This is a genomic window from Pseudomonas sp. GG8 (assembly GCF_052976945.1).
On sequence record NZ_JBRIIP010000001.1, the window covers coordinates 1,541,380 to 1,561,134 of the forward strand.

General features: G+C 58.5%; 15 protein-coding genes and 1 other RNA gene. 8 read left to right on the top strand and 8 right to left on the bottom strand.

Annotated elements, in window-relative coordinates; genetic code table 11:
- Genes xdhC through xdhA form a run of 3 tightly spaced genes read right to left on the bottom strand, consistent with a single transcriptional unit; the run spans position 1 to position 4,730 of the window.
- Positions 1-840 (bottom strand): xanthine dehydrogenase accessory protein XdhC, encoded by an 840-nt coding sequence (gene xdhC / locus ACVBEG_RS07560; RefSeq protein ID WP_322179923.1) that lies wholly within the window; start codon positions 838-840, stop codon positions 1-3.
- A 10-nt stretch (positions 841-850) separates the two neighbouring features.
- The gene (gene xdhB, locus ACVBEG_RS07565; protein WP_447107536.1) at positions 851-3,283 is read right to left on the bottom strand and encodes a xanthine dehydrogenase molybdopterin binding subunit; all 2,433 of its coding nucleotides are present in this window, start codon (positions 3,281-3,283) and stop codon (positions 851-853) included.
- Positions 3,276-4,730: a xanthine dehydrogenase small subunit gene (gene xdhA / locus ACVBEG_RS07570; RefSeq protein ID WP_447107537.1), complete on the bottom strand. Its 1,455-nt coding sequence runs from the start codon at positions 4,728-4,730 to the stop codon at positions 3,276-3,278. The genes xdhB and xdhA overlap by 8 nt, the downstream gene beginning before the upstream one ends.
- A 278-nt stretch (positions 4,731-5,008) precedes the next feature.
- Here xdhA and ACVBEG_RS07575 point away from each other — a divergent pair, with 278 nt between their 5' ends.
- The 5 genes from ACVBEG_RS07575 (at position 5,009) to ACVBEG_RS07595 (ending at position 14,053) form a co-directional block, all read left to right on the top strand.
- On the top strand, positions 5,009-5,668 hold the full coding sequence (locus tag ACVBEG_RS07575) for a GntR family transcriptional regulator (RefSeq protein ID WP_322215523.1): 660 nt from the start codon (positions 5,009-5,011) through the stop codon (positions 5,666-5,668).
- A gap of 4 nt (positions 5,669-5,672) precedes the next feature.
- Entirely contained in the window at positions 5,673-9,161 is a 3,489-nt protein-coding gene (gene smc / locus ACVBEG_RS07580) for a chromosome segregation protein SMC (protein WP_322179915.1), read from the top strand.
- Positions 9,162-9,435: 274 nt separating this feature from the next.
- Positions 9,436-10,290: a cell division protein ZipA gene (zipA, locus tag ACVBEG_RS07585; RefSeq protein WP_322179913.1), complete on the top strand. Its 855-nt coding sequence runs from the start codon at positions 9,436-9,438 to the stop codon at positions 10,288-10,290.
- A 121-nt stretch (positions 10,291-10,411) separates the two neighbouring features.
- Entirely contained in the window at positions 10,412-12,772 is a 2,361-nt protein-coding gene (ligA, locus tag ACVBEG_RS07590; RefSeq protein ID WP_322179911.1) for an NAD-dependent DNA ligase LigA, read from the top strand.
- Between the two features lie 114 nt (positions 12,773-12,886).
- Positions 12,887-14,053: a zinc-binding metallopeptidase family protein gene (locus ACVBEG_RS07595; RefSeq protein WP_322179909.1), complete on the top strand. Its 1,167-nt coding sequence runs from the start codon at positions 12,887-12,889 to the stop codon at positions 14,051-14,053.
- Between the two features lie 17 nt (positions 14,054-14,070).
- On the opposite strand, the gene ACVBEG_RS07600 is transcribed toward ACVBEG_RS07595, so the two are convergent.
- A complete protein-coding gene (locus tag ACVBEG_RS07600) occupies positions 14,071-14,580 on the bottom strand; it encodes a GNAT family N-acetyltransferase (protein WP_322179907.1) in 510 nt (169 codons plus the stop codon).
- A 211-nt stretch (positions 14,581-14,791) separates the two neighbouring features.
- Between ACVBEG_RS07600 and ffs the strand changes: the two genes are divergently transcribed.
- Positions 14,792-14,888: signal recognition particle sRNA small type (gene ffs / locus ACVBEG_RS07605), an RNA gene on the top strand.
- Positions 14,889-15,009: 121 nt separating this feature from the next.
- Here the strand turns inward: ffs and ACVBEG_RS07610 are convergent.
- Positions 15,010-15,456 carry a hypothetical protein gene (locus ACVBEG_RS07610; RefSeq protein WP_322179906.1) on the bottom strand — a complete coding sequence of 149 codons (447 nt, stop codon included), beginning with the start codon at positions 15,454-15,456 and terminating at the stop codon, positions 15,010-15,012.
- A gap of 31 nt (positions 15,457-15,487) precedes the next feature.
- Positions 15,488-16,069: a Spy/CpxP family protein refolding chaperone gene (locus ACVBEG_RS07615; protein WP_322179905.1), complete on the bottom strand. Its 582-nt coding sequence runs from the start codon at positions 16,067-16,069 to the stop codon at positions 15,488-15,490.
- 255 nt (positions 16,070-16,324) lie between these two features.
- Between ACVBEG_RS07615 and ACVBEG_RS07620 the strand changes: the two genes are divergently transcribed.
- Positions 16,325-16,786 (top strand): aminoacyl-tRNA deacylase, encoded by a 462-nt coding sequence (locus ACVBEG_RS07620; RefSeq protein WP_219060504.1) that lies wholly within the window; start codon positions 16,325-16,327, stop codon positions 16,784-16,786.
- Between the two features lie 62 nt (positions 16,787-16,848).
- Entirely contained in the window at positions 16,849-17,088 is a 240-nt protein-coding gene (locus ACVBEG_RS07625) for a DUF2789 domain-containing protein (RefSeq protein WP_322179904.1), read from the top strand.
- A 29-nt stretch (positions 17,089-17,117) separates the two neighbouring features.
- Here the strand turns inward: ACVBEG_RS07625 and ACVBEG_RS07630 are convergent, their stop codons facing one another.
- Together ACVBEG_RS07630 and ACVBEG_RS07635 are read right to left on the bottom strand one after the other, a co-directional pair.
- Positions 17,118-18,818, bottom strand: a complete 1,701-nt coding sequence (locus ACVBEG_RS07630; RefSeq protein ID WP_322179903.1) for an acid phosphatase — start codon at positions 18,816-18,818, stop codon at positions 17,118-17,120.
- 141 nt (positions 18,819-18,959) lie between these two features.
- Entirely contained in the window at positions 18,960-19,730 is a 771-nt protein-coding gene (locus ACVBEG_RS07635) for a substrate-binding periplasmic protein (RefSeq protein WP_322179902.1), read from the bottom strand.
- Between the last annotated feature and the right edge of the window lie 25 nt (positions 19,731-19,755).

The window sequence follows — 19,755 nt, forward strand, 5'->3', positions numbered from 1 at the left end:
TCATTGAACTTGGCTGCGGCGTGAAACCGGCAATAGGTGCGCAACAGGTTCGGCATGGCTGCTGTGTTGGCCGAAGCTGGCGTTGTAGGTAGCGATCACTTCAGCGGCAATGGACACGGCGATCTCGAAGGGCAATTTGCCTTTGACCTCGGCCAGGCCCATCGGGCAACGCATGCGTTGCAGCAGTGCCGCATCGAAACCGCGCTCACGCAGGCGATTCTCGAATTTGACCCGCTTGGTCTTCGAACCGATCAAGCCGAAATAAGTGAAATCATTGCGCGTGAGAATGGCTGCCGTCAGCTCGAGGTCCAGTTGATGGTTGTGGGTCATGACGATGCAATAACTGCCTGTGGGTAATTGCTCGACTTCATCCACAGGCTCTTCGTTGACGATCCGTGTAACGCCCTCCGGGATCAGCGCGGGGAACTCCTGTTCTCGCGAATCGATCCAGCGCACCCGACAGGGCAGGCTGGCGAGTAGCGGGACCAGCGCCCGGCCGACATGCCCTGCACCGAATACCGCAATCTGTGCCTGAGGCTGGCCCATGGGTTCGAACAGCAAGACGTTCACCCCACCGCAGCACTGACCCAGGCTGGCGCCCAGGCTGAAGCGCTCCAGGCGCGTGTATTGACTGCCGCTGGCGAGCATCTCGCGGGCGATCTGCATGGCCTTGTATTCCAGGTGCCCACCCCCGACGGTGTCGAAAATCCGTCCGGCAGTGACGACCATCTTCGAACCGGCATTGCGCGGCGTCGAGCCGCGCTCGTCGATGATGGTCACCAGTACGCAGGGTTCGCCCTGGTTTTGCAGTTCGGCGAGAGCGCTGATCCAGTTGTTCATGTGCGGTCTCCTAAGCTCTTGTAGGCGCGGGCTCGCCAGCGATGCGCCCAGGGTCGCGCTCGGCCGCAGCCGTCGCGCTATGCAACGTGCGCATTTGCTCGCACCCCCACAACACCCGCTCCGGGGTCGCAGGCGCGTCGATCTTCGGTTGATGTCGGTAGTCGCCAAGGCTGGCGACGGCGTCCTTGATCGCGCACCAGGCGGCGATGCCGAGCATGAACGGCGGCTCGCCCACGGCCTTGGAATGGAACACCGTGTCTTCCGGGTTTTTGCGGTTTTCCACCAGCTTGATCCGCAGGTCCAGGGGCATGTCGGCGACTGCCGGAATTTTGTAACTGGCCGGGCCGTTGGTCATCAATTTGCCCTTGGCATTCCACACCAACTCTTCCATGGTCAGCCAGCCCATGCCCTGAATGAAGCCGCCTTCGACCTGGCCCATGTCGATGGCCGGGTTCAGCGAGGCGCCCACGTCATGCAGGATGTCGGTGCGGAGCATCTTGTATTCGCCGGTCAAGGTATCGATCACCACTTCAACGCAAGCCACGCCGTAAGCGAAGTAGTAGAACGGATGACCGCGCGCCTGGCTGCGGTCGTAATAGATTTTAGGTGTCTTGTAATAGCCAGTGCTCGACAGCGATACCTGACCGACCCATGCCTGTTGCGCCAGGGATTCGAACGACAGAATGTGCTCGCCAATCCGCACGTGGCCATTGTGAAACTGCACCTGATCTTCGCCGACCTTGTACTGCCGCGCAGCAAATTCCACCAACCGTTGTTTGAGAATCTCAGCAGCGTTCTGCGCAGCTTTACCGTTCAGGTCTGCACCGCTGGAAGCTGCCGTCGGCGAGGTGTTCGGCACTTTGTCGGTAGTGGTCGCAGTGATCTGGATGCGGTCGATATCAACCTGGAACACCTCGGCCACCACCTGCGCAACCTTGATGTTCAGACCCTGGCCCATCTCGGTGCCGCCATGGTTCAGGTGGATGCTGCCATCGGTGTAGATATGGATCAGCGCACCGGCTTGATTGAGGAAGCTGGCGGTGAAGGAAATGCCGAATTTCACCGGGGTCAGCGCCAGGCCTTTTTTTAGCACCGGGCTGTGTGCGTTGTAGGCACGAATCGATTTTCGCCGTTCTGCATACTGGCTGCTGGCCTCCAGTTCGGCGGTCATTTCTTCGAGCATGTTGTGCTCGACCGTCTGGTAGTAATGGGTAACGTTACGCTCGGTCTTGCCGTAGTAGTTGGCTTTGCGCACGTCCAGCGGGTCTTTGCCCAAATGACGGGCGATGGTGTCCATCACTTCTTCGATCGCGACCATGCCTTGCGGGCCGCCGAAGCCGCGATAGGCGGTGTTTGAGGCGATATTGGTCTTGCAACGATGGCCATTGATGGTGGCGTCGCCCAGGTAGTACGCGTTATCGGCATGGAACATCGCCCGGTCGACAATAGAGTTGGACAGGTCCGGTGAGCAGCCGCAGTTGCCAGCCAACTCCAGCTGAATCCCGTGCAGGCGTCCGCTGTCATCGAAGCCGACGTCATATTCGATATAGAAGGGGTGACGCTTGCCGGTCATCAGCATGTCTTCGACCCGGGGCAGACGCATCTTGGTCGGCAGCCCGGTCAACACGGCGATCACCGCGCACAGGCACGCAGGGCTTGCCGCCTGGGTCTCCTTGCCGCCAAAACCACCGCCCATGCGGCGCATATCGACCACGATTTTGTTCATCGACACGCCGAGTACTTCCGCCACCAGCTTTTGTACTTCGGTGGGGTTTTGCGTCGAGCAATAGACAATCATGCCCCCGTCTTCGGTGGGCATCACTGACGAGACCTGGGTTTCCAGGTAAAAGTGTTCCTGCCCGCCGATGTGCAAGTTGCCTTGCAGGCGATGCGGCGCACTGGCGAGGGCGCTGGCCGAATCACCGCGTTGATGGGTATGGCTGTCGAAGACGAAATGTTTTTTGCGCAAGGCCTCCACCACGTCCAGAACGGGCTCGAGGTCCTCGTATTCGATGATCGCGGCCATTGCCGCCTTGCGCGCGGTTTCCATATCCCGTGCGGCAACCGCGATCACCGGTTGACCGACGAATTCTACAACATCGATGGCCAGCAACGGATCGCCCGGCAGCAGCGGACCAATGTCCTTGAGGCCCGGAATGTCGTCATGAGTGATGGCGATGCGCACGCCTTCAAAGGCATAGCACGGCGATGTGTCGACGCTGATGATCCGCGCGTGGGCGCGGTCGGACAGGCGTGCATACACGTGCAATTGATTCGGGAATTCCAGACGGTCGTCGATGTACACCGCCTCGCCGGACACATGCTTGTCAGCGCTGTCGTGCTTGACGCTGCGACCCACGCCCGTGCTCAGGTCCTGCTGAAACAGCGCGGCCATTTCGGCTTGGCTGTCTTCCAAGGTTTGGTCCGGGGCATGGTTAGACATAAGAGGTCACCCGCGTTTCGATGTGAGGCGTTTGCAGCTCGATGAAATATTTGCGCAGCAGGTTTTGCGCACTCAGCAGGCGGTATTCCTTGCTTGCGCGAAAGTCTGACAACGGGGTGAAATCCTCAGCCAGGGCCGCGCAGGCACGCTCCACGGTGGCCGAGGTCCAAGGTGCGCCGATCAGCGCGTGTTCACAGGCAGCGGCGCGTTTAGGGATCGCCGCCATGCCGCCGAATGCAACGCGCGCATCGACAACGGCGCCATTCTCGACCTGCAAGCGGAAGGCCGCGCACACCGCAGAAATATCGTCGTCCAGCCGTTTCGACACTTTGTAGGCGCGGAACGCCTGTCTGTCGTTGGCCTTGGGTACGATGATTTTTTCGATGAACTCGCTTTCCTGGCGTGCCGTCACGCGGTAGTCGATGAAGTAGTCTTCCAGCGCGAGGGTGCGGCGGACTTCGCCTTTGCACAGGACAATCTGCGCACCGAGGGCGATCAGCAGAGGAGGGGAGTCACCGATGGGCGAGGCGTTGCCGATGTTGCCGCCCAAGGTGCCCTGATTGCGGATCTGCAAGGAGGCGAAGCGCTGAAGCAGCTCGCCGAAGTCCGGGTATTCAGCGGTCAGTGCTGCGTAGCAGTCGGTCAACGAGGTGGCGGCGCCGATCTCGATACGGTCGTCGAAGTGCTCAATGCGTTTCATTTCTTCGATGTTGCCGACGTAGATCATAACCGGCAGCGTGCGATGGAGTTGAGTGACTTCCAGCGCCAGATCGGTACCGCCGGCCAGCAAGCGCGCTTGCGGATAGGCGTTATACAAATCGGCCAGGTTGCTGACAGTCAACGGCACCAGGCAGCGTTTGTCGCCGCTATTGAGTTCGCCGGTTTCTTTTGGTGCGATGGCCCGCAAACGGGCGATGGTCTCTGTCTGGCGCTGATCGAACTGGTCGGGCTCGCGTTGAGTGCAGGCTTGCTCGGCGGCGGCGAGAATCGGGCGATAGCCGGTGCAACGGCACAGATTGCCGGCCAATGCTTCGTGGGCTTGATGAGTGTTGGCTTCGCTGCTGTTCTTCTGCAGCGCGAACAGCGACATGACAAACCCGGGTGTGCAGAAACCACATTGCGAACCGTGACACTCGACCATGGCTTTTTGCACGCTGTGCAGTTGGCCTTGATGCTTGAGGTCCTCGACGCTGATCAATTGTTTGCCGTGCAACGAGGCAACGAACGTCAGGCAGGCATTGATGCTGCGATAGCGCAGGTGCTCGGCGCCATCGTTATCGGTGCTCAATTCGCCGATCACCACGGTGCAGGCGCCACAATCGCCGCTGGCACAGCCCTCTTTAGTGCCGGGTTTGCCCAGATGCTCGCGCAAATAATTGAGCACGGTCAGATTCGGGTCCAGGGCGTGCTCGGTGCGTAGCGCCTGATTGAGTAAGAGTTGGATCACGGAAGGCCCCTCTGCACGTTATTTTTGTAATCGACACATGGACTGAATTTATCAGCTCTGACTTTTTGGTCAATTATTTGCTGACCCTTAAGTCAGGAAAAATCGCTTTTCCCGGTTTTGCCGATTAACGGTGTGCCTGATCGGTAACAAAATTGCCGACCAGTGCTCAAAGAATTGCTTATTTCGTGCCAGATTCAACCCCCATGGCCCTGCGCCATGGCTGCCCATTGCGATACACTGCGCGGCTTGTATGATTTAGCCGAAGTTGAAGGAAAACCATGACGTTCAAGGCGCCGGATAGCCTCGCCGAGCAAATCGCTCACCACCTCGCAGAACGGATCGTTCGTGGCGAGCTCAAGCCGGGTGAGCGCATTCAAGAGCAAAAAGTCACTCAAGCATTGAGTGTCAGTCGTGGTTCGGTGCGTGAAGCCTTGCTGATTCTCGAGCGCCGCCACCTGATCGTGATCCTGCCGCGTCGTGGCGCCCAAGTGACCGAACTTAACGCGCACAACGTTGAAAGCCTGTGCGCGCTGATGGGCGAGCTGTACATCCTGCTTGCCAATGCCGTGGCCAATCGTTGGGAAACGCATGCTGATCTTGCGCCGTTTTTGCGGGTTCAGCAGCGCCTGACCGCCAGCTACGAGCGTCAGGACGTGAAAATGTTCGTTGAAGAGAGCTTCAACGTAATGCGCGCCGCTTACCCGTTCGCCAATAACCCGTACCTGCAAGAAACAGTCGAAAACCTGCAGCCGTCCATGAGCCGTAACTATTACCTGGCGCTGGACCAACGCAAGGCGGAAATGAGCGAGTACCTGACCCTGTTCGCGCAACTGCTCGACTCGGTCGTGGCACGCGACCATGCGCAGATTCGTAATGTGCTGCGCAGCTATGTCGAGCGCAGTTGCAAGTTGGTACTGTCCGCCCTGACTGCAGGCTGACCCTATGCGGCTCAAGTGCATCAGGCTGGCCGGGTTCAAATCCTTCGTGGACCCGACCACCGTCAACTTCCCGAGTAACATGGCGGCGGTGGTAGGCCCCAACGGCTGCGGAAAATCCAACATCATCGACGCCGTGCGTTGGGTGATGGGCGAAAGTTCGGCGAAGAACCTGCGCGGCGAATCGATGACCGACGTCATCTTCAACGGCTCAACCAGTCGCAAGCCCGTCAGTCAGGCCAGCATCGAGCTGGTATTCGACAACTCCGATGGCACCCTGGTGGGCGAATACGCCAGCTACGCGGAAATCTCCATTCGCCGAAAAGTCACCCGCGACAGCCAGAATACGTACTTCCTCAACGGCACCAAATGCCGTCGTCGTGACATCACCGACATCTTCCTCGGCACGGGGTTGGGCCCGCGCAGCTACTCGATCATTGAGCAAGGGATGATCTCCAAGCTGATCGAGTCCAAGCCTGAAGAACTGCGTAACTTCATCGAAGAAGCCGCCGGCATCTCCAAGTACAAAGAGCGTCGGCGCGAGACTGAAAACCGTATCCGCCGCACTCATGAAAACCTGGCCCGCCTGACCGACCTGCGCGACGAACTGGAACGCCAGCTCGACCGTTTGCACCGTCAGGCGCAGGCGGCTGAGAAGTACCAGGAATACAAAGGCGAAGAGCGTCAACTCAAGGCACAACTGTCGGCTCTGCGCTGGCAGGCGTTGAATGAGCAAGTCGGCCAGCGCGAAGCGGTGATCGGCAATCAGGAAGTCGGTTTCGAAGCACTGGTGGCTGAGCAACGCAATGCCGACGCCAGCATTGAACGTCTGCGCGACGGTCATCACGACCTGTCCGAGCGCTTCAATCTGGTGCAGGGCCGTTTCTATTCCGTGGGCGGCGATATTGCCAGGGTCGAGCAAAGTATCCAGCACGGCCAGCAGCGTTTGCGTCAGTTGCAGGACGACCTGCGCGAGTCGGAACGCGCGCGGCTGGAAACAGAGTCGCATCTGGGCCACGACCGCACCTTGCTGGCGACGCTAGGCGAAGAGCTGGAAATGCTCGAGCCCGAACAGGAAATCACCAGCGCAGCCGCCGAAGAATCCACCGCAGCGCTGGAGGACTCCGAAAGCACCATGCACGGCTGGCAGGAGAAGTGGGACGCGTTCAATCTGGACTCTGCCGAACCGCGGCGTCAGGCCGAAGTGCAGCAGTCGCGCATCCAGCAGCTGGAAAGCAGTATGGAGCGATTGGGCGAACGGCAACGGCGTTTGGGCGAAGAGCGACAGTTGCTCGCCGCAGACCCGGAAGACGCGGCCATTCTTGAACTCAGCGAAGAACTCGCCACCCGCGAAATGACCCTGGAAGAGTTGCACGCCAGCGAAGAACAGTTGGTCGAGCGCCTGGAACAACTGCGCGGAGAGCTGCATCAAGCCAATCAGGCACAGCAGCAGGCTCAGGGCGATCTACAGCGCCTTAACGGTCGGCTGGCCTCGCTGGAAGCCTTGCAACAAGCGGCGCTCGATCCGGGCACCGGTACTGCTGAGTGGCTGCGTGAACAGCAACTGACCGAGCACCCGCGACTGGCTGAAGGCCTGCGGGTCGAGTCGGGCTGGGAGCTGGCGGTGGAAACCGTGCTCGGTGCCGACCTGCAAGCGGTGCTGGTGGATGACTTCGCTGGACTGGATCTTGCGGGTTTCGAACAGGGCGACCTGCGCCTGCTCAGCCCGTCGGCCGACGTGATGCGAATTCCTGGCAGTTTGCTGGACAAGGTTGAAGCGTCGGTCGATTTGTCGGCGTGGCTGGGTCAGGTCAAACCGGTAGACAGTCTTGAAGACGCCTTAGCCTTGCGCGGTCAGCTTGGGGCAGGGCAGAGTCTGATCAGCCGCGACGGTTACTGGGTCGGTCGGCATTTTCTAAGGGTGCGCCGCGCCAGTGAAGCAGAAAGCGGAGTGCTCGCTCGCGGTCAGGAGTTGCAGCGCCTGGGGCTGGAGCGTGAGGAGCGCGAAGCCACCCTGGGCGCCCTTGAAGAGCAGCTTGTCACCCTGCGTGAGCAGCAGTTGCAGCAAGAAGACACCCGCGAGCAGCTGCGTCGGCGTTTACAGGATGAAGCGCGTCAGCAAGGCGAACTCAAGGCGCAGCTATCTGCTGGCAAAGCCAAGGTTGAACAATTGACCCTGCGCCGCACGCGTCTGGACGAAGAGCTGGGCGAATTGGGCGAGCAACGCGCCATCGAACACGAACAGCTCGGCGAGTCTCGCCTGCAATTGCAGGGCGCGCTGGACAGCATGGCCATCGACACCGAACAGCGTGAGTTGCTCCTGGCTCAGCGCGACAGCCTGCGCGAACGCCTCGACCGGGTGCGTCAGGAAGCCCGTCAGCATAAGGACCACGCCCATCAATTGGCGGTGCGTCTAGGGTCGCTCAAGGCGCAGCACGATTCCACCCGACAGGCCCTTGAGCGGCTGGAGTTGCAGTCCGAGCGTCTGAACGAAAAACGCGAGCAGCTAAGCCTTAATCTGGAAGAGGGCGAGGCGCCGCTCGAAGAACTGCGCCTCAAGCTCGAAGAGTTGCTGGAAAAACGCATGGCTGTCGACGACGAGATGCGTCTGGCAAAAATGGCGCTGGAAGACGCCGACCGTGAACTGCGCGATGCCGAGAAACGCCGCACTCAGGCCGAACAGCAATCGCAACTGGTGCGCGGCCAGCTCGAGCAGCAACGCATGGAATGGCAGGCGCTCACGGTGCGGCGCAAAACCCTGCAGGACCAATTGCTCGAAGACGGCTACGACCTGCATGGCGTGTTGGCTACGCTGACCAGCGAGGCCAACGAAAAACACGCGGAAGAAGAGTTGGAGCGCATTGCCCAGCGTATTCAACGCCTCGGTGCGATCAACCTCGCGGCCATCGACGAATACCAGCAACAATCCGAGCGTAAACGTTATCTGGATGCGCAGAATGCCGACTTGGTCGAAGCGCTGGATACCCTGGAAAACGTCATTCGCAAGATTGATAAGGAAACGCGTAATCGTTTCAAAGAGACCTTTGATCAGATAAATAGCGGTTTACAGGCACTTTTCCCAAAAGTTTTCGGTGGTGGCAGCGCTTACTTGGAACTGACGGGCGAAGATTTACTCGATACAGGTGTGACTATCATGGCGCGGCCACCTGGCAAGAAGAACAGCACCATCCATTTGCTGTCCGGTGGTGAAAAGGCCCTGACTGCCTTGGCGCTGGTTTTTGCCATTTTCAAGTTGAACCCGGCACCGTTTTGCATGCTCGACGAGGTTGACGCACCGCTGGACGACGCTAACGTAGGACGTTACGCCCGACTCGTGAAGGATATGTCGCAGACGGTGCAATTTATCTACATCACCCACAACAAGATTGCCATGGAGATGGCAGACCAGTTGATGGGGGTCACCATGCACGAGCCTGGGTGCTCGCGATTGGTTGCGGTAGACGTGGAGGAAGCGATGGCGCTGGTGGATGCCTAGCGTGCAGGCCTTGTACAGCAAGGGAAATGGCGTTTTAGTGGCCCCTTTGCTATGGGAATGCATGGTGTTATCAAGCGTCTGAAGCCGTTTGACCACTTTTGAGCGGCCGGCCCTTTGCAACAGACGGTGTAAAGTTATCTTTGGTCGTGCTAGTTTAATCACCACTTTTTCTTTTGCGTGGGTAAAACGCCTGTCAGAACATAGAGTTGGCGCCACGTTTTAAAGGGGTTTCGGCCCTTATTTCTCAGCATTTTTATTAGAGGCACTGGATTACATGGAAATCGGTCTGCGCGAGTGGCTGATCGTCATCGGCATTATTGTCATTGCCGGTATTCTTTTTGATGGCTGGCGCCGGATGCGCGGCGGCAAGGGTAAATTGAAATTCAGGCTGGACCGAAGCTTCTCCAATCTGCCGGATGACGACGAAGCCACGTCCGCCGAGCTCTTGGGGCCGCCGCGTGTGCTGGACAACCAGAAAGAACCGCAATTGGATGAGCACGATCTGCCGTCGGTGAACGTCACCCCGCGTGATGCCAAGCGCAAACGCAAGGACGAACCGCATCAGGGCGACCTGAATCTGAATCTCGATCTGGACGGGCCAAGCCTGCACGCCGGTCGCGACGATGACTTTCCGGACGAGAACAAGCCTGGGCGACGTGCAGACGATACGACGCGCCGTACCGAAGATCTGCCGCCCGTTGAAGAAGTGCTGGTGATTAGTGTGATCTGCCGCGACGAAAGTGGCTTCAAGGGTCCTGCGTTGCTGCAGAACATTTTGGAAAGTGGTTTGCGTTTCGGCGAGATGGATATTTTCCATCGCCACGAGAGCATGGCCGGCAACGGCGAAGTACTGTTCTCCATGGCCAACGCGGTCAAGCCGGGCGTGTTCGATCTCGACGATATCGATCACTTCAGCACCCGCGCCGTGAGTTTCTTCCTTGGCTTGCCCGGCCCGCGTCATCCGAAACAGGCCTTCGACGTCATGGTGGCCGCTGCTCGCAAACTGGCCCACGAACTCAACGGTGAATTGAAAGATGATCAGCGCAGCGTCATGACCGCGCAGACCATTGAACACTACCGCCAGCGCATCGCCGAATTCGAACGCCGTGCATTGACCCAGCGCCGCTAAATACGCGCCGCTTAACCTGTAGGAGCGCGCTTGCCCGCGAGAAGGTCGGAACGACCTTCCTGCGGTGGCGAATCAACATTGAGCAGCTTCGGCTGCTTTTTTGCTTTTCGAGAGAACACGTATGACCGCCGTCGAAACCCGAATCCTGGAACTGCGCGCAGCACTGGAGCAGCACAACTACCGCTACCACGTCCTTGACGAGCCGAGCATCCCCGACGTCGAGTACGACCGCCTGTTCCAAGAGCTCAAGGCGCTGGAAGCCGAGAACCCGCAGCTGATAACGCCTGATTCACCGACTCAACGGGTCGGTAGCGCGGCGCTGTCGGCATTTACCCAAGTGCGTCACGAAATTCCCATGCTCAGCTTGGGTAATGCTTTCGACGAAAACGACATGCGTGAATTCGACCGCCGTGTCGTCGAAGGCCTGGACTTGCCGGTGGGCGACCTGTTCGGCGACGGCGCTCACGTTCAGTACAGCTGTGAACCGAAACTCGACGGCCTGGCGGTCAGTCTGTTGTACCAGAATGGCTCGCTGGTTCGCGGTGCGACCCGTGGTGATGGCACTACCGGCGAAGACATCAGCGTCAACGTACGTACCGTACGCAATATCCCGCTCAAGCTTCACGGCAGCGGCTGGCCGCAAACCCTGGAAGTGCGTGGCGAAGTGTTCATGTCCAAAGCAGGCTTTGAACGGCTTAATGCCGGACAGCTGGAAGTCGGCGGTAAAACCTTCGCCAACCCACGTAATGCTGCGGCCGGCAGCTTGCGTCAGCTGGACTCGAAGATCACCGCCAACCGTCCGCTGGAATTTTGCTGCTACGGCTTGGGTCAGGTGTCGGAAGAGTTCGCCGACACCCATATCGGCAACATGGAAAAGCTCAAGCAATGGGGCATCCCTGTCAGCCATGAGCTGAAGTTGGCTAACGGCATAGACGAATGCCAGGATTACTACCGCGATATTGGCGAGCGGCGCTTGTCGCTGCCCTACGAAATCGACGGTGTAGTGTTCAAGGTCAATAACCTGGCCTCTCAGCGCGAGCTGGGTTTCCGTGCCCGCGAACCGCGTTGGGCCATCGCCCACAAATTCCCGGCCATGGAAGAACTCACCGAACTGCTTGACGTGGAATTCCAGGTTGGCCGCACCGGTGCAGTCACTCCGGTCGCGCGCCTCAAACCGGTCAAGGTTGCGGGTGTTACTGTCGCGAACGCCACGCTGCACAACATGGACGAAGTGGCGCGTCTGGGCTTGATGATCGGCGACACGGTGATCATTCGTCGCGCCGGCGACGTCATCCCGCAAGTGATGCAGGTCGTCCTGGACCGCCGCCCAGATAACGCGCGTCCGGTGCATATTCCAGAAACCTGCCCGGTCTGTGGTTCTCGGGTCGAGCGTACGCAGCTGGTCAAACGCAGCAAAGGCAAGGAAACCATCAGCGAGGGCGCCGTGTACCGTTGCGTCGGTCGACTGGCCTGCCGCGCGCAACTCAAACAAGCGATCATCCACTTCGTGTCCCGTCGGGCGATGGACATCGACGGCTTGGGTGACAAGAGCGTCGAGCAGTTGGTGGATGAAGGGCTGGTGTCATCCCCGGCTGACCTCTATACCTTGAAGTTCGAACAGATCGTCGGCCTTGAGGGGTTTGCCGAGGTCTCCAGCAACAAGCTGCTCAGGGCCATTAGCGACAGCAAAAAACCAACCCTGGCGCGTTTCATCTATGCGTTGGGCATTCCCGACGTTGGCGAAGAGACCGCCAAGGTACTGGCGCGCTCTTTGGCCTCGCTGGAGCGCATTAAACAGGCGCTGCCGGAAGTGTTGACGTATTTGCCGGATGTCGGGCTGGAAGTCGCCTATGAGATCCACAGCTTCTTCAGGGATGGCCACAACATCAAGGTCATCGAGCAATTGCTTGAGCGCGGTCTGGAATTGCAGGATCAGGGCGAGCTGGGTGCTGAATTCGCAGCCAGTACTACCTTGGCGGGCATGATCGACAAACTGCACATCCCTGCGATTGGGCCGGGTGCAGCGCAAAAACTGGCGGACAAATTTGGCTCGCTGCAAGGCATCATCGACGCCGACTGGCTGGACATGCGTCAGGCCTTGGCCGAGAAACAGGCGAAAGCCGTGCGTGATTTCTTCGACATCAAAGAGCACGTCCAGCGTGCACTGGAGATCGAGGCGCAACTCGAAGACTTCGGCATGCATTGGCAGAGCGAGAAAAAAGTCGTCGAAGGCCTGCCGCTGGCTGGGCAAACCTGGGTCCTGACCGGGTCCCTGGAGCTGATGAGCCGCGACATCGCCAAGGAAAAACTCGAAAGCCTCGGCGCTAAAGTCTCAGGCTCAGTCTCAGCAAAAACCCACACCGTCGTCGCCGGGCCTGGTGCGGGCTCGAAATTGACCAAGGCCAATGAACTGGGGCTAAAAGTGTTGGATGAAGAAGCGTTTGTGGTGTTTCTGAAGAAACACAATATTGAAGTGAGCTGACAGATCTGTAGGCGCTGACTTGTCTGCGAAGGGGGCGCCATGGTTCACCCTCATGTACACGGAATCGGTCATGCAACTCATGATCCAGTGCTAGTACGCCAAAAGGAGATCGTCATGTACCGCTTCTTCGAGCAACTCAGCTCCCGCATTGCCGCGCCGTTCGTGGGCGAGACCAAACGTAATAGCAAGGTCTGGCAGTGCCACTGTGGACAGTCGATCTTCTTCCCTAATACCCGGTGCCTGGCCTGTTCGGCAGCGCTGGGCTATTTGCCGGAGCAGGGTCGGCTGGCCGCGCTCGAGTCGGGGCCTGATCAAGGCACCTGGCGCCTGATCGAAGAACCCGGTGCGGAGCTTTATCGACGCTGCGCCAATCTCGACACGCCCGCTGCCTGCAACTGGCTGTTTCCTGCGCACAACCAGGGTGAGTTCTGCATCGCGTGCAGCCTCAATCGAACCATTCCCGACCTGTCGATTCCGGAAAACCCGGATCGCTGGTGCAAAGTCGAAACCGCCAAACGTCGCCTTGTCGCGCAATTGATCGCGCTGGGTTTGCAGGTGATTCCAAAAGCGCAGGACGAAGATACTGGCTTGGCATTTGATTTCGTTGGCGTCGACCAGGAAGGCAAGTGCCCCTCCACCGGTCACGCCAACGGCTTGATCACTCTCAACATCGAAGAGGCCGACGACGCCCACCGCGAAGCCATGCGCGTGCAGATGCACGAGCCGTATCGGACCTTGCTCGGGCATTTTCGGCACGAAGTGGGTCACTACTATTGGGATCGTCTGATCCCCGACAGCCCATGGGAAAATGCTTATCGCACCCTGTTCGGCGACGAGCGCGCCAGTTATGCCGATGCTCTTGAGCACCACTACCAGAAAGGCGCGCCGGCTGACTGGCAACAGGGTTTTGTCAGCGCCTACGCCACCATGCATCCTTGGGAAGACTGGGCTGAAACCTGGGCCCACTACCTGCACATGATGGATGCCGTCGACACCGCCCTCGGTTTTGGCATGAGCGCACGGGATATGGACTTCGACTATCCGCCATTCACGTTGGAAGCTCTCTACGACCCCCAGCACCCCGGCGGTCCTGCGTTCCTCTCATTCGTCAACGCCTGGATCGAACTGGCGGGGATGCTCAACGAACTGTCCCGGAGCATGGGGCAACCCGACTTTTACCCGTTCGTTCTGTCTCCGGCAGTCATTACCAAGCTGCACTTCATTCACTTGGTTATTCAGCAAGCCGGGGGCAGGGCGGACGAGGTGCTACAGGCGCAGTGAGGGGGCACGCACACCCCTTATAGACGCTCGGTAGCGCCATCCCGCAATGCCAACGACAGCCGCCGCTCATAACCAATCCGCCCCCGATACGCTTCCCCCGTATCGACCCAGCCCTGACCAAGATACAGGCCAAGCGCCGCCTGATTGTCCGTATCCACCGACAGCATCAACTGCGCCACATCTGGCCACACCGAGCGTGCCATGTCCGGGACCGCCTGCAAGCAGACTCTCCCCAGACCATGACCCTGCATCCTGCGGTCGATCTGCAAGGCATGCAGGGTGGCGGCATCCTGATCTGCCCAGTGCGGTAAATACGGCCCGCGCTTTAGCATAAAAAAACCGATGGGATAGTCGTCGGCAATCAGTACAAAACCCTTGATATCGTCATTCGGTTTACCCTGCAGGGCATTCAGTGCGCTGTAGATATCCCCGGAAAAAGCCTTCTGCTCCGGCAGCACTTCAAGGTGTTGCAATTGCTGGCGTTGAACAACCGACAGGTCTTCATAACAGACCAATTTAGTTTGCATCGATCGAATCCTGCGAGGACGCATCGCGTCACGGCCGAATAGGGTAACGCAAAAGCCCCAACGTCGGGCCCACCGTACACAGCCGCCAGCCTCTGCCACACAAGTGCTTGAGCCCCCTCGGATTTTTAATCCAAAACCAACGGTTGTAACTTCTCGCCAGACCGGTACAATGGCGCCGTTCGCCGTCAGGTGAACGTCGTTATGGTGACCCCATCGGTCCCCCCGCAACGATTACCCGTGAACCTGGTCAGATCCGGAAGGAAGCAGCCACAGCGGGAACATTGTGTGCCGGGGTGTGGCTGGTGGGGTTGCCTCCATAACGCAAAATTCCTCGATTAAAACAGCTAACCACTCTTTCGCTACAAGGCGATTCAAAGGGTGTTTTCTCACGTCCAGAATTCCTTCCTCGAATCGCACTCGCTGGACAGGTCAGCGTGTCGGTCCGGGTGGAGTCGCCGGGACTGTGCGCCACGGTTCAGGACACTGGCGTACGTAGGGGTAGTAGCCTTTGGCCGAGTCGCAGTAGTACCAATTGGGCGCGGGTGGAGGGCTTGATGGCGCCCCCGTCGTTATCCTCTCGGGTGGCATCGACGGTGTTGGCTCAATCACCACCGTGGACGGCCTGTAAGGGTAGTAGTAAGCAGGGGCGGGATAGTAATAGACCGGGTAAGCAGGGTAGTAGTAAGGGCCGGCAATGTGCGCGGCTTCCCAGCCCAGGCCCAAACCAATTCCTATGCCCCACCATGCGGGGCCGCCGCTGTGCCAGCCGCCACCATGACCGCCTCCATGCGAGTCGGCGGTGGCCGGTAATGAAAGACTCGTACCGATCAGAACCACGCCAATAAGCGTGCAACGTTTTATCGAGTCAATGTTCATGATGTCTACCTAATAGACTGTGCAATGCAGCTTATTCTTCGTGTGTTCGGCTTTGGTTTTCTTCCATCATGGGGCTCGACATGGGCATGTGTGTGCCCCAGCCGCCGTACCCGTGCATTCTGCGGTGCATCCCGTTCCAGAACAGATCGAATATGGTTTTTTGGTCAGTGCTCAACGTGTCATAAAACGTTTTGGTGCGAGCTTGAGCCGCTTCCAGACGAGCTACGTGTGCTTGCATCCAGGTGATTTGTGCGTGTAAACGCTCTATTCCTTGTGCCATTCTTTCCGGCGTTGTTTCGTCAATCACCGGTTTCGCCGTGCTCCCTTTTTCCTCATGTCCGGGTTTGTCTTTTTCCAGTTGCTGATGGGCATCCGTCATCAAGCCGGCGGACCATGTCTCCCACGCAGGCATTTGCGCTGGTGTTAGATTCAGCTTGCCCTTGAGTTCGTCCAGAGTCTGTTGCGTGTGCTTGACCCAGTCAAAATTCTGACGGTATTCGGCCACCCCCCCTGATGGTGGCGTTTCCGGGTTAGCAAAGACGTTGGTTGATGGCAGCAGTAAAGCACTTGCTGCCATCAGTATGTATTGGCCGATCAGGCCTGCTTTTTTCATCTTCAGCTCCTATCAACGTCGTGAGTGCCGTTTTAAGAATAGGAGTCGGTGTTAAGGGGGGGTTGATCTACATCAGAAAGTAGGCATACAGAGGGGCGAGCAGGCAGGTTCTGATCTTAGTTCATTCTCGACTATTGACGGTGCCGCATAGTCTTAACTGTTACTGCCATCCAATCGCCGCCACGCCGTGCGCTGCCTAAACTTGACGTTAAAGATATCGGCTCTGCCCTTCCGTGCAGGGCGTGGAGGTGCATCATGCGTATGGCAAAAACGGTACAACGTAGCCTGGAACAGGCGCGCTGTGATTATGACATCGTGGCTCACCCGCACTCGGCGACGAGTCTGGAGTCCGCGCGGGTGGCCAGCGTTCCGGCGGAGCGCTTGGCTAAATCAGTGATTCTCGATGATCAACACGGGCATTACATGATGGCTGTGTTGCCCGCTGATCGGCATTTGGATTTGAGCAAAATACAAACCAGTGGGGATTGGCAGCTCACTCGCGAAAGTGGCTTGCCGCACCTGTTCGGCGACTGTGAGCGTGGCGCGATCCCGGCACTGGGTGAGGCCTATGGAATCAAGATGCTGCTCGATCCGATGTTGACCCGCCAGGAGGACATCTACCTGGAAGCTGGTAACCACCACTATTTGGTCCACATGCGCATGGACCAATACCTGAAACTGGTGCCGCATGCCGAGGTGCGTGAGGTCTGCCAGTAATGAGCGTCAATGATCGAGCCAGGTTGTGCCGCGTGCGTTCAACCTGGCTCAAGGAGGGACTCATGGAATTACCTGTGCATAGTTTGCCGGCTCTTTTTCAACAGTTGGGGCTTGCGGCCGACCCGGTAAGCATTGACGCCTTCCTCGCCACTCATTCACCCCTCAAGGCCGACCTTGCGTTAGAGGACGCTTTTTTCTGGACCCCCGCACAGGCCTCTTTTCTGCGCGAGGAGATCCTTGAAGACGCCGACTGGGCCGAGGTGGTCGATCAACTTAATCTCCTGCTGCGAAAGAGGGGATGAATGTCGCCGATCATTCGGTGCAGGCGTTGCTAGGCCTCGAAAAATTGCAACGCCTTAGTCAAATCCCCCATGGGCTCTTGGCCTCTGGTCAGCATTTCTTCATCCCGCTCTTTCAGCCCATCCAGCTTCTCCAGCCCGTGTATTCGAGTGATCAAACGCAGGATTGAGGCGGTGTCATAGACGGTGTGGTCAACAACCCCTTTGCGGGCAAAGGGTGAGACGACCAGCGCCGGAATACGTGTGCCAGGGCCCCAGCGGTCGCCTTTTGGCGGCGCGACGTGGTCCCACCAGCCGCCGTTTTCGTCGACCGCAATGACGATGACCATGTTTTTCCATTGCGGGCTGTTGCGCAGGACTTTGATGGCGCGAGTGATGTGGCGGTCTCCAGAGGCAACGTCGGCGTAACCGGCGTGCATGTTGAGGTTGCCTTGGGGCTTGTAGAAAGTGACGGCGGGCAGCTTGCCAGCTTCGGCGTCGGCGAAGAATTTGTTGGTTCTGGACTCTTCACCCAAACCTGCGTCGCGCAGGCGTTTGCTGCGTTCTGCGGGGTTGTCGGGGCCGAGCTTTTTGAAGTAGTTGAGCGGTTGGTGGTGATACTGAAAATTCGGGATTTTCGGGATGCCGGGAGAGTCTTTGAACTGGTCGATGGTGGCCTGCCATCCGCCGGCGTACCACGCCCAGTCGATGTTCTTCTTCGACAGTTTGTCGCCGATATGGTCATGGGTTTGCGGCACCAATACGTTGGCCAGACCCGGTTTTGAGTAGTCCGGGCGCTCGGGGTCACGCAGCCAGGTCGGCCAGTATGGTGGGGCTAGGGTGTTGACCGCATAACCGTCGGGCGTCAATGCGCTTGGACCGAATTGCGGTGGGCCGGTCATGGCGCTGGCGGGAGACTTCTCCAGAGGCTTGAGCCGCGTATCGTGCGGATTATCGCTCTGTAGTGTGGCGATTTGCTGTTTGGCCGGTGAGTTCGCGGCGTCAGGGTAAAACGGCACAGTAGCGGACACCAGGTACTGGTGATTGAGAAACGAGCCGCCGAAAGCGCCCTGAAAGAAGTTGTCACACAGCACGAACTCCGTTGCCACGTCCCACAGGCGCAGGGAGTACTGGGTTTGCGCGTAATGGCCCATGGTCAGGCCACCCGAGTCTGCCCAGGCGACGAAGCTGTCGTTCTTGCCGCCATTGATTTGCATCTGGTTCTGATAAAAAACATGCCACAGGTCGCGGGTGACCAAGCCTAGCGGCAGATCTTCGCCATTGGGCCCCTCAAGGGCGAAGGGCGCGTTGATCAGGTGCTCTTGAAACTGGGTTTCGGCGGGGTAGGTCACGCCGTCTACGGTTTGTGGGCCAATCTGCAATATACCGCCCCATACCGGGGGCAGGGATTCCAGAATGCTGCCGTCGCGGTCGCGTTGCTGATAATCGTTTGTGGTGAGCGCAGCCAGCGGCTTTTCGACACCCGGGAAGTCACCGAACAAATTGTTGAAACTACGGTTTTCGGCGTAGATGACCACCACCGTTTTCACGTTATCGCGCAGTGCCTGATCCAGCGCGGCACCGGTTAAAGGCTTGTCGTCGGGCTTGGCTGGCGGCTCGTTGCCTGAAACGTAAGCGCTGAGGGTCGCGCCGACGCCAAGCGCCGCGACGCCACCAAGGAAACGTCTTCTACCCGCATCGGGTGGGTTATCGCCAGCAGGCGGCTGCAACGCGTCGTCGTCTTTGTTGTTCATGGCGGTTACCTGCGTGTTTGGCTGAGTTCGTAACAAATGATTTCGGAGGAGGGTAGTCAGGCAGTGTGACGCTGATGCTACAAGGTAGGCGTGAAGGGTTTAGCGATTAACGCCGCGGTCCGGGTGCTAGCGAGCCGCTGGCTAATTCCGTTCAAGCGAGAGTGATGCCTGAGTGCCGTAGCGCTCGATGATCCGATCAATCTCCCCTGACATTTTCATGCGCAACAAAGCACGTAGAATGGTCTGTACCGGCAGGTTCGGGTCGTTACGCACGATGCAGCCTACCGCTTGTTCTTCGACGATGGAAACACTGTGCAATTGTTTGTCCGGTGGCAGTTGGCGGTTGTACCAGTTCATCGACCATTCATTGGCCACGGCATAGCGATAACGGCCTGCCCCAAGTTTTTGCAGGACTTGTTCCTGGCTACGGGCGTCTTCACGGTGTAATTGGTGGTTGTCGAACAGGGGTTGCAGGCGCGGATACGTATAACCCAGAACGGTGCCGATCATCTGTTCATTAAGCTGGTCGACGCGGATCGGAGCTGTGTTGTCAGCGGTACTGATCAATAGGTCGCGTTGGGTCATCAGCGGCAGGCTCCAGGTGTAGTCACCGGAGAAGTTGGGTACCCAGGATTGCGCGGCGTAACAACGAACATCGACTTCGCCACGGTCCAGCGCGTTTTGCACGCGCAGACGGGCTAATACATGGTATTCCGCGGGGCGGCCGACCTGTCGGGCCAGGCTCTGCATGATGTCGAACAGGAATCCGGCAGTTGGCTGAGCGCCGTCGATCTGTACCAATGGCATCGACCAGCTGTCGGCAATCGAAAAGCGCAAAGGTGCCTCAGCGGCGTAGCTGAAGCACGAGCATAAGCAGCTGAGTGACAACAAAGTGCTCAAGAGCGGCCGCATTCGGTTCCTTTGCGTGGGCAATACG

What these genes read in the sequence shown, in the direction of transcription:
- xdhB (WP_447107536.1), bottom strand. Translation starts at nt 3,283, where the DNA reads ATGTCTAACCATGCCCCGGACCAAACCTTGGAAGACAGCCAAGCCGAA.
- ACVBEG_RS07620 (WP_219060504.1), top strand. Translation starts at nt 16,325, where the DNA reads ATGCGTATGGCAAAAACGGTACAACGTAGCCTGGAACAGGCGCGCTGT.
- smc (WP_322179915.1), top strand. Translation starts at nt 5,673, where the DNA reads ATGCGGCTCAAGTGCATCAGGCTGGCCGGGTTCAAATCCTTCGTGGAC.
- ACVBEG_RS07610 (WP_322179906.1), bottom strand. Translation starts at nt 15,456, where the DNA reads ATGAACATTGACTCGATAAAACGTTGCACGCTTATTGGCGTGGTTCTG.
- ACVBEG_RS07625 (WP_322179904.1), top strand. Translation starts at nt 16,849, where the DNA reads ATGGAATTACCTGTGCATAGTTTGCCGGCTCTTTTTCAACAGTTGGGG.
- ACVBEG_RS07635 (WP_322179902.1), bottom strand. Translation starts at nt 19,730, where the DNA reads ATGCGGCCGCTCTTGAGCACTTTGTTGTCACTCAGCTGCTTATGCTCG.
- ACVBEG_RS07575 (WP_322215523.1), top strand. Translation starts at nt 5,009, where the DNA reads ATGACGTTCAAGGCGCCGGATAGCCTCGCCGAGCAAATCGCTCACCAC.
- ACVBEG_RS07595 (WP_322179909.1), top strand. Translation starts at nt 12,887, where the DNA reads ATGTACCGCTTCTTCGAGCAACTCAGCTCCCGCATTGCCGCGCCGTTC.
- ACVBEG_RS07600 (WP_322179907.1), bottom strand. Translation starts at nt 14,580, where the DNA reads ATGCAAACTAAATTGGTCTGTTATGAAGACCTGTCGGTTGTTCAACGC.
- ligA (WP_322179911.1), top strand. Translation starts at nt 10,412, where the DNA reads ATGACCGCCGTCGAAACCCGAATCCTGGAACTGCGCGCAGCACTGGAG.
- zipA (WP_322179913.1), top strand. Translation starts at nt 9,436, where the DNA reads ATGGAAATCGGTCTGCGCGAGTGGCTGATCGTCATCGGCATTATTGTC.
- xdhC (WP_322179923.1), bottom strand. Translation starts at nt 840, where the DNA reads ATGAACAACTGGATCAGCGCTCTCGCCGAACTGCAAAACCAGGGCGAA.
- ACVBEG_RS07630 (WP_322179903.1), bottom strand. Translation starts at nt 18,818, where the DNA reads ATGAACAACAAAGACGACGACGCGTTGCAGCCGCCTGCTGGCGATAAC.
- ACVBEG_RS07615 (WP_322179905.1), bottom strand. Translation starts at nt 16,069, where the DNA reads ATGAAAAAAGCAGGCCTGATCGGCCAATACATACTGATGGCAGCAAGT.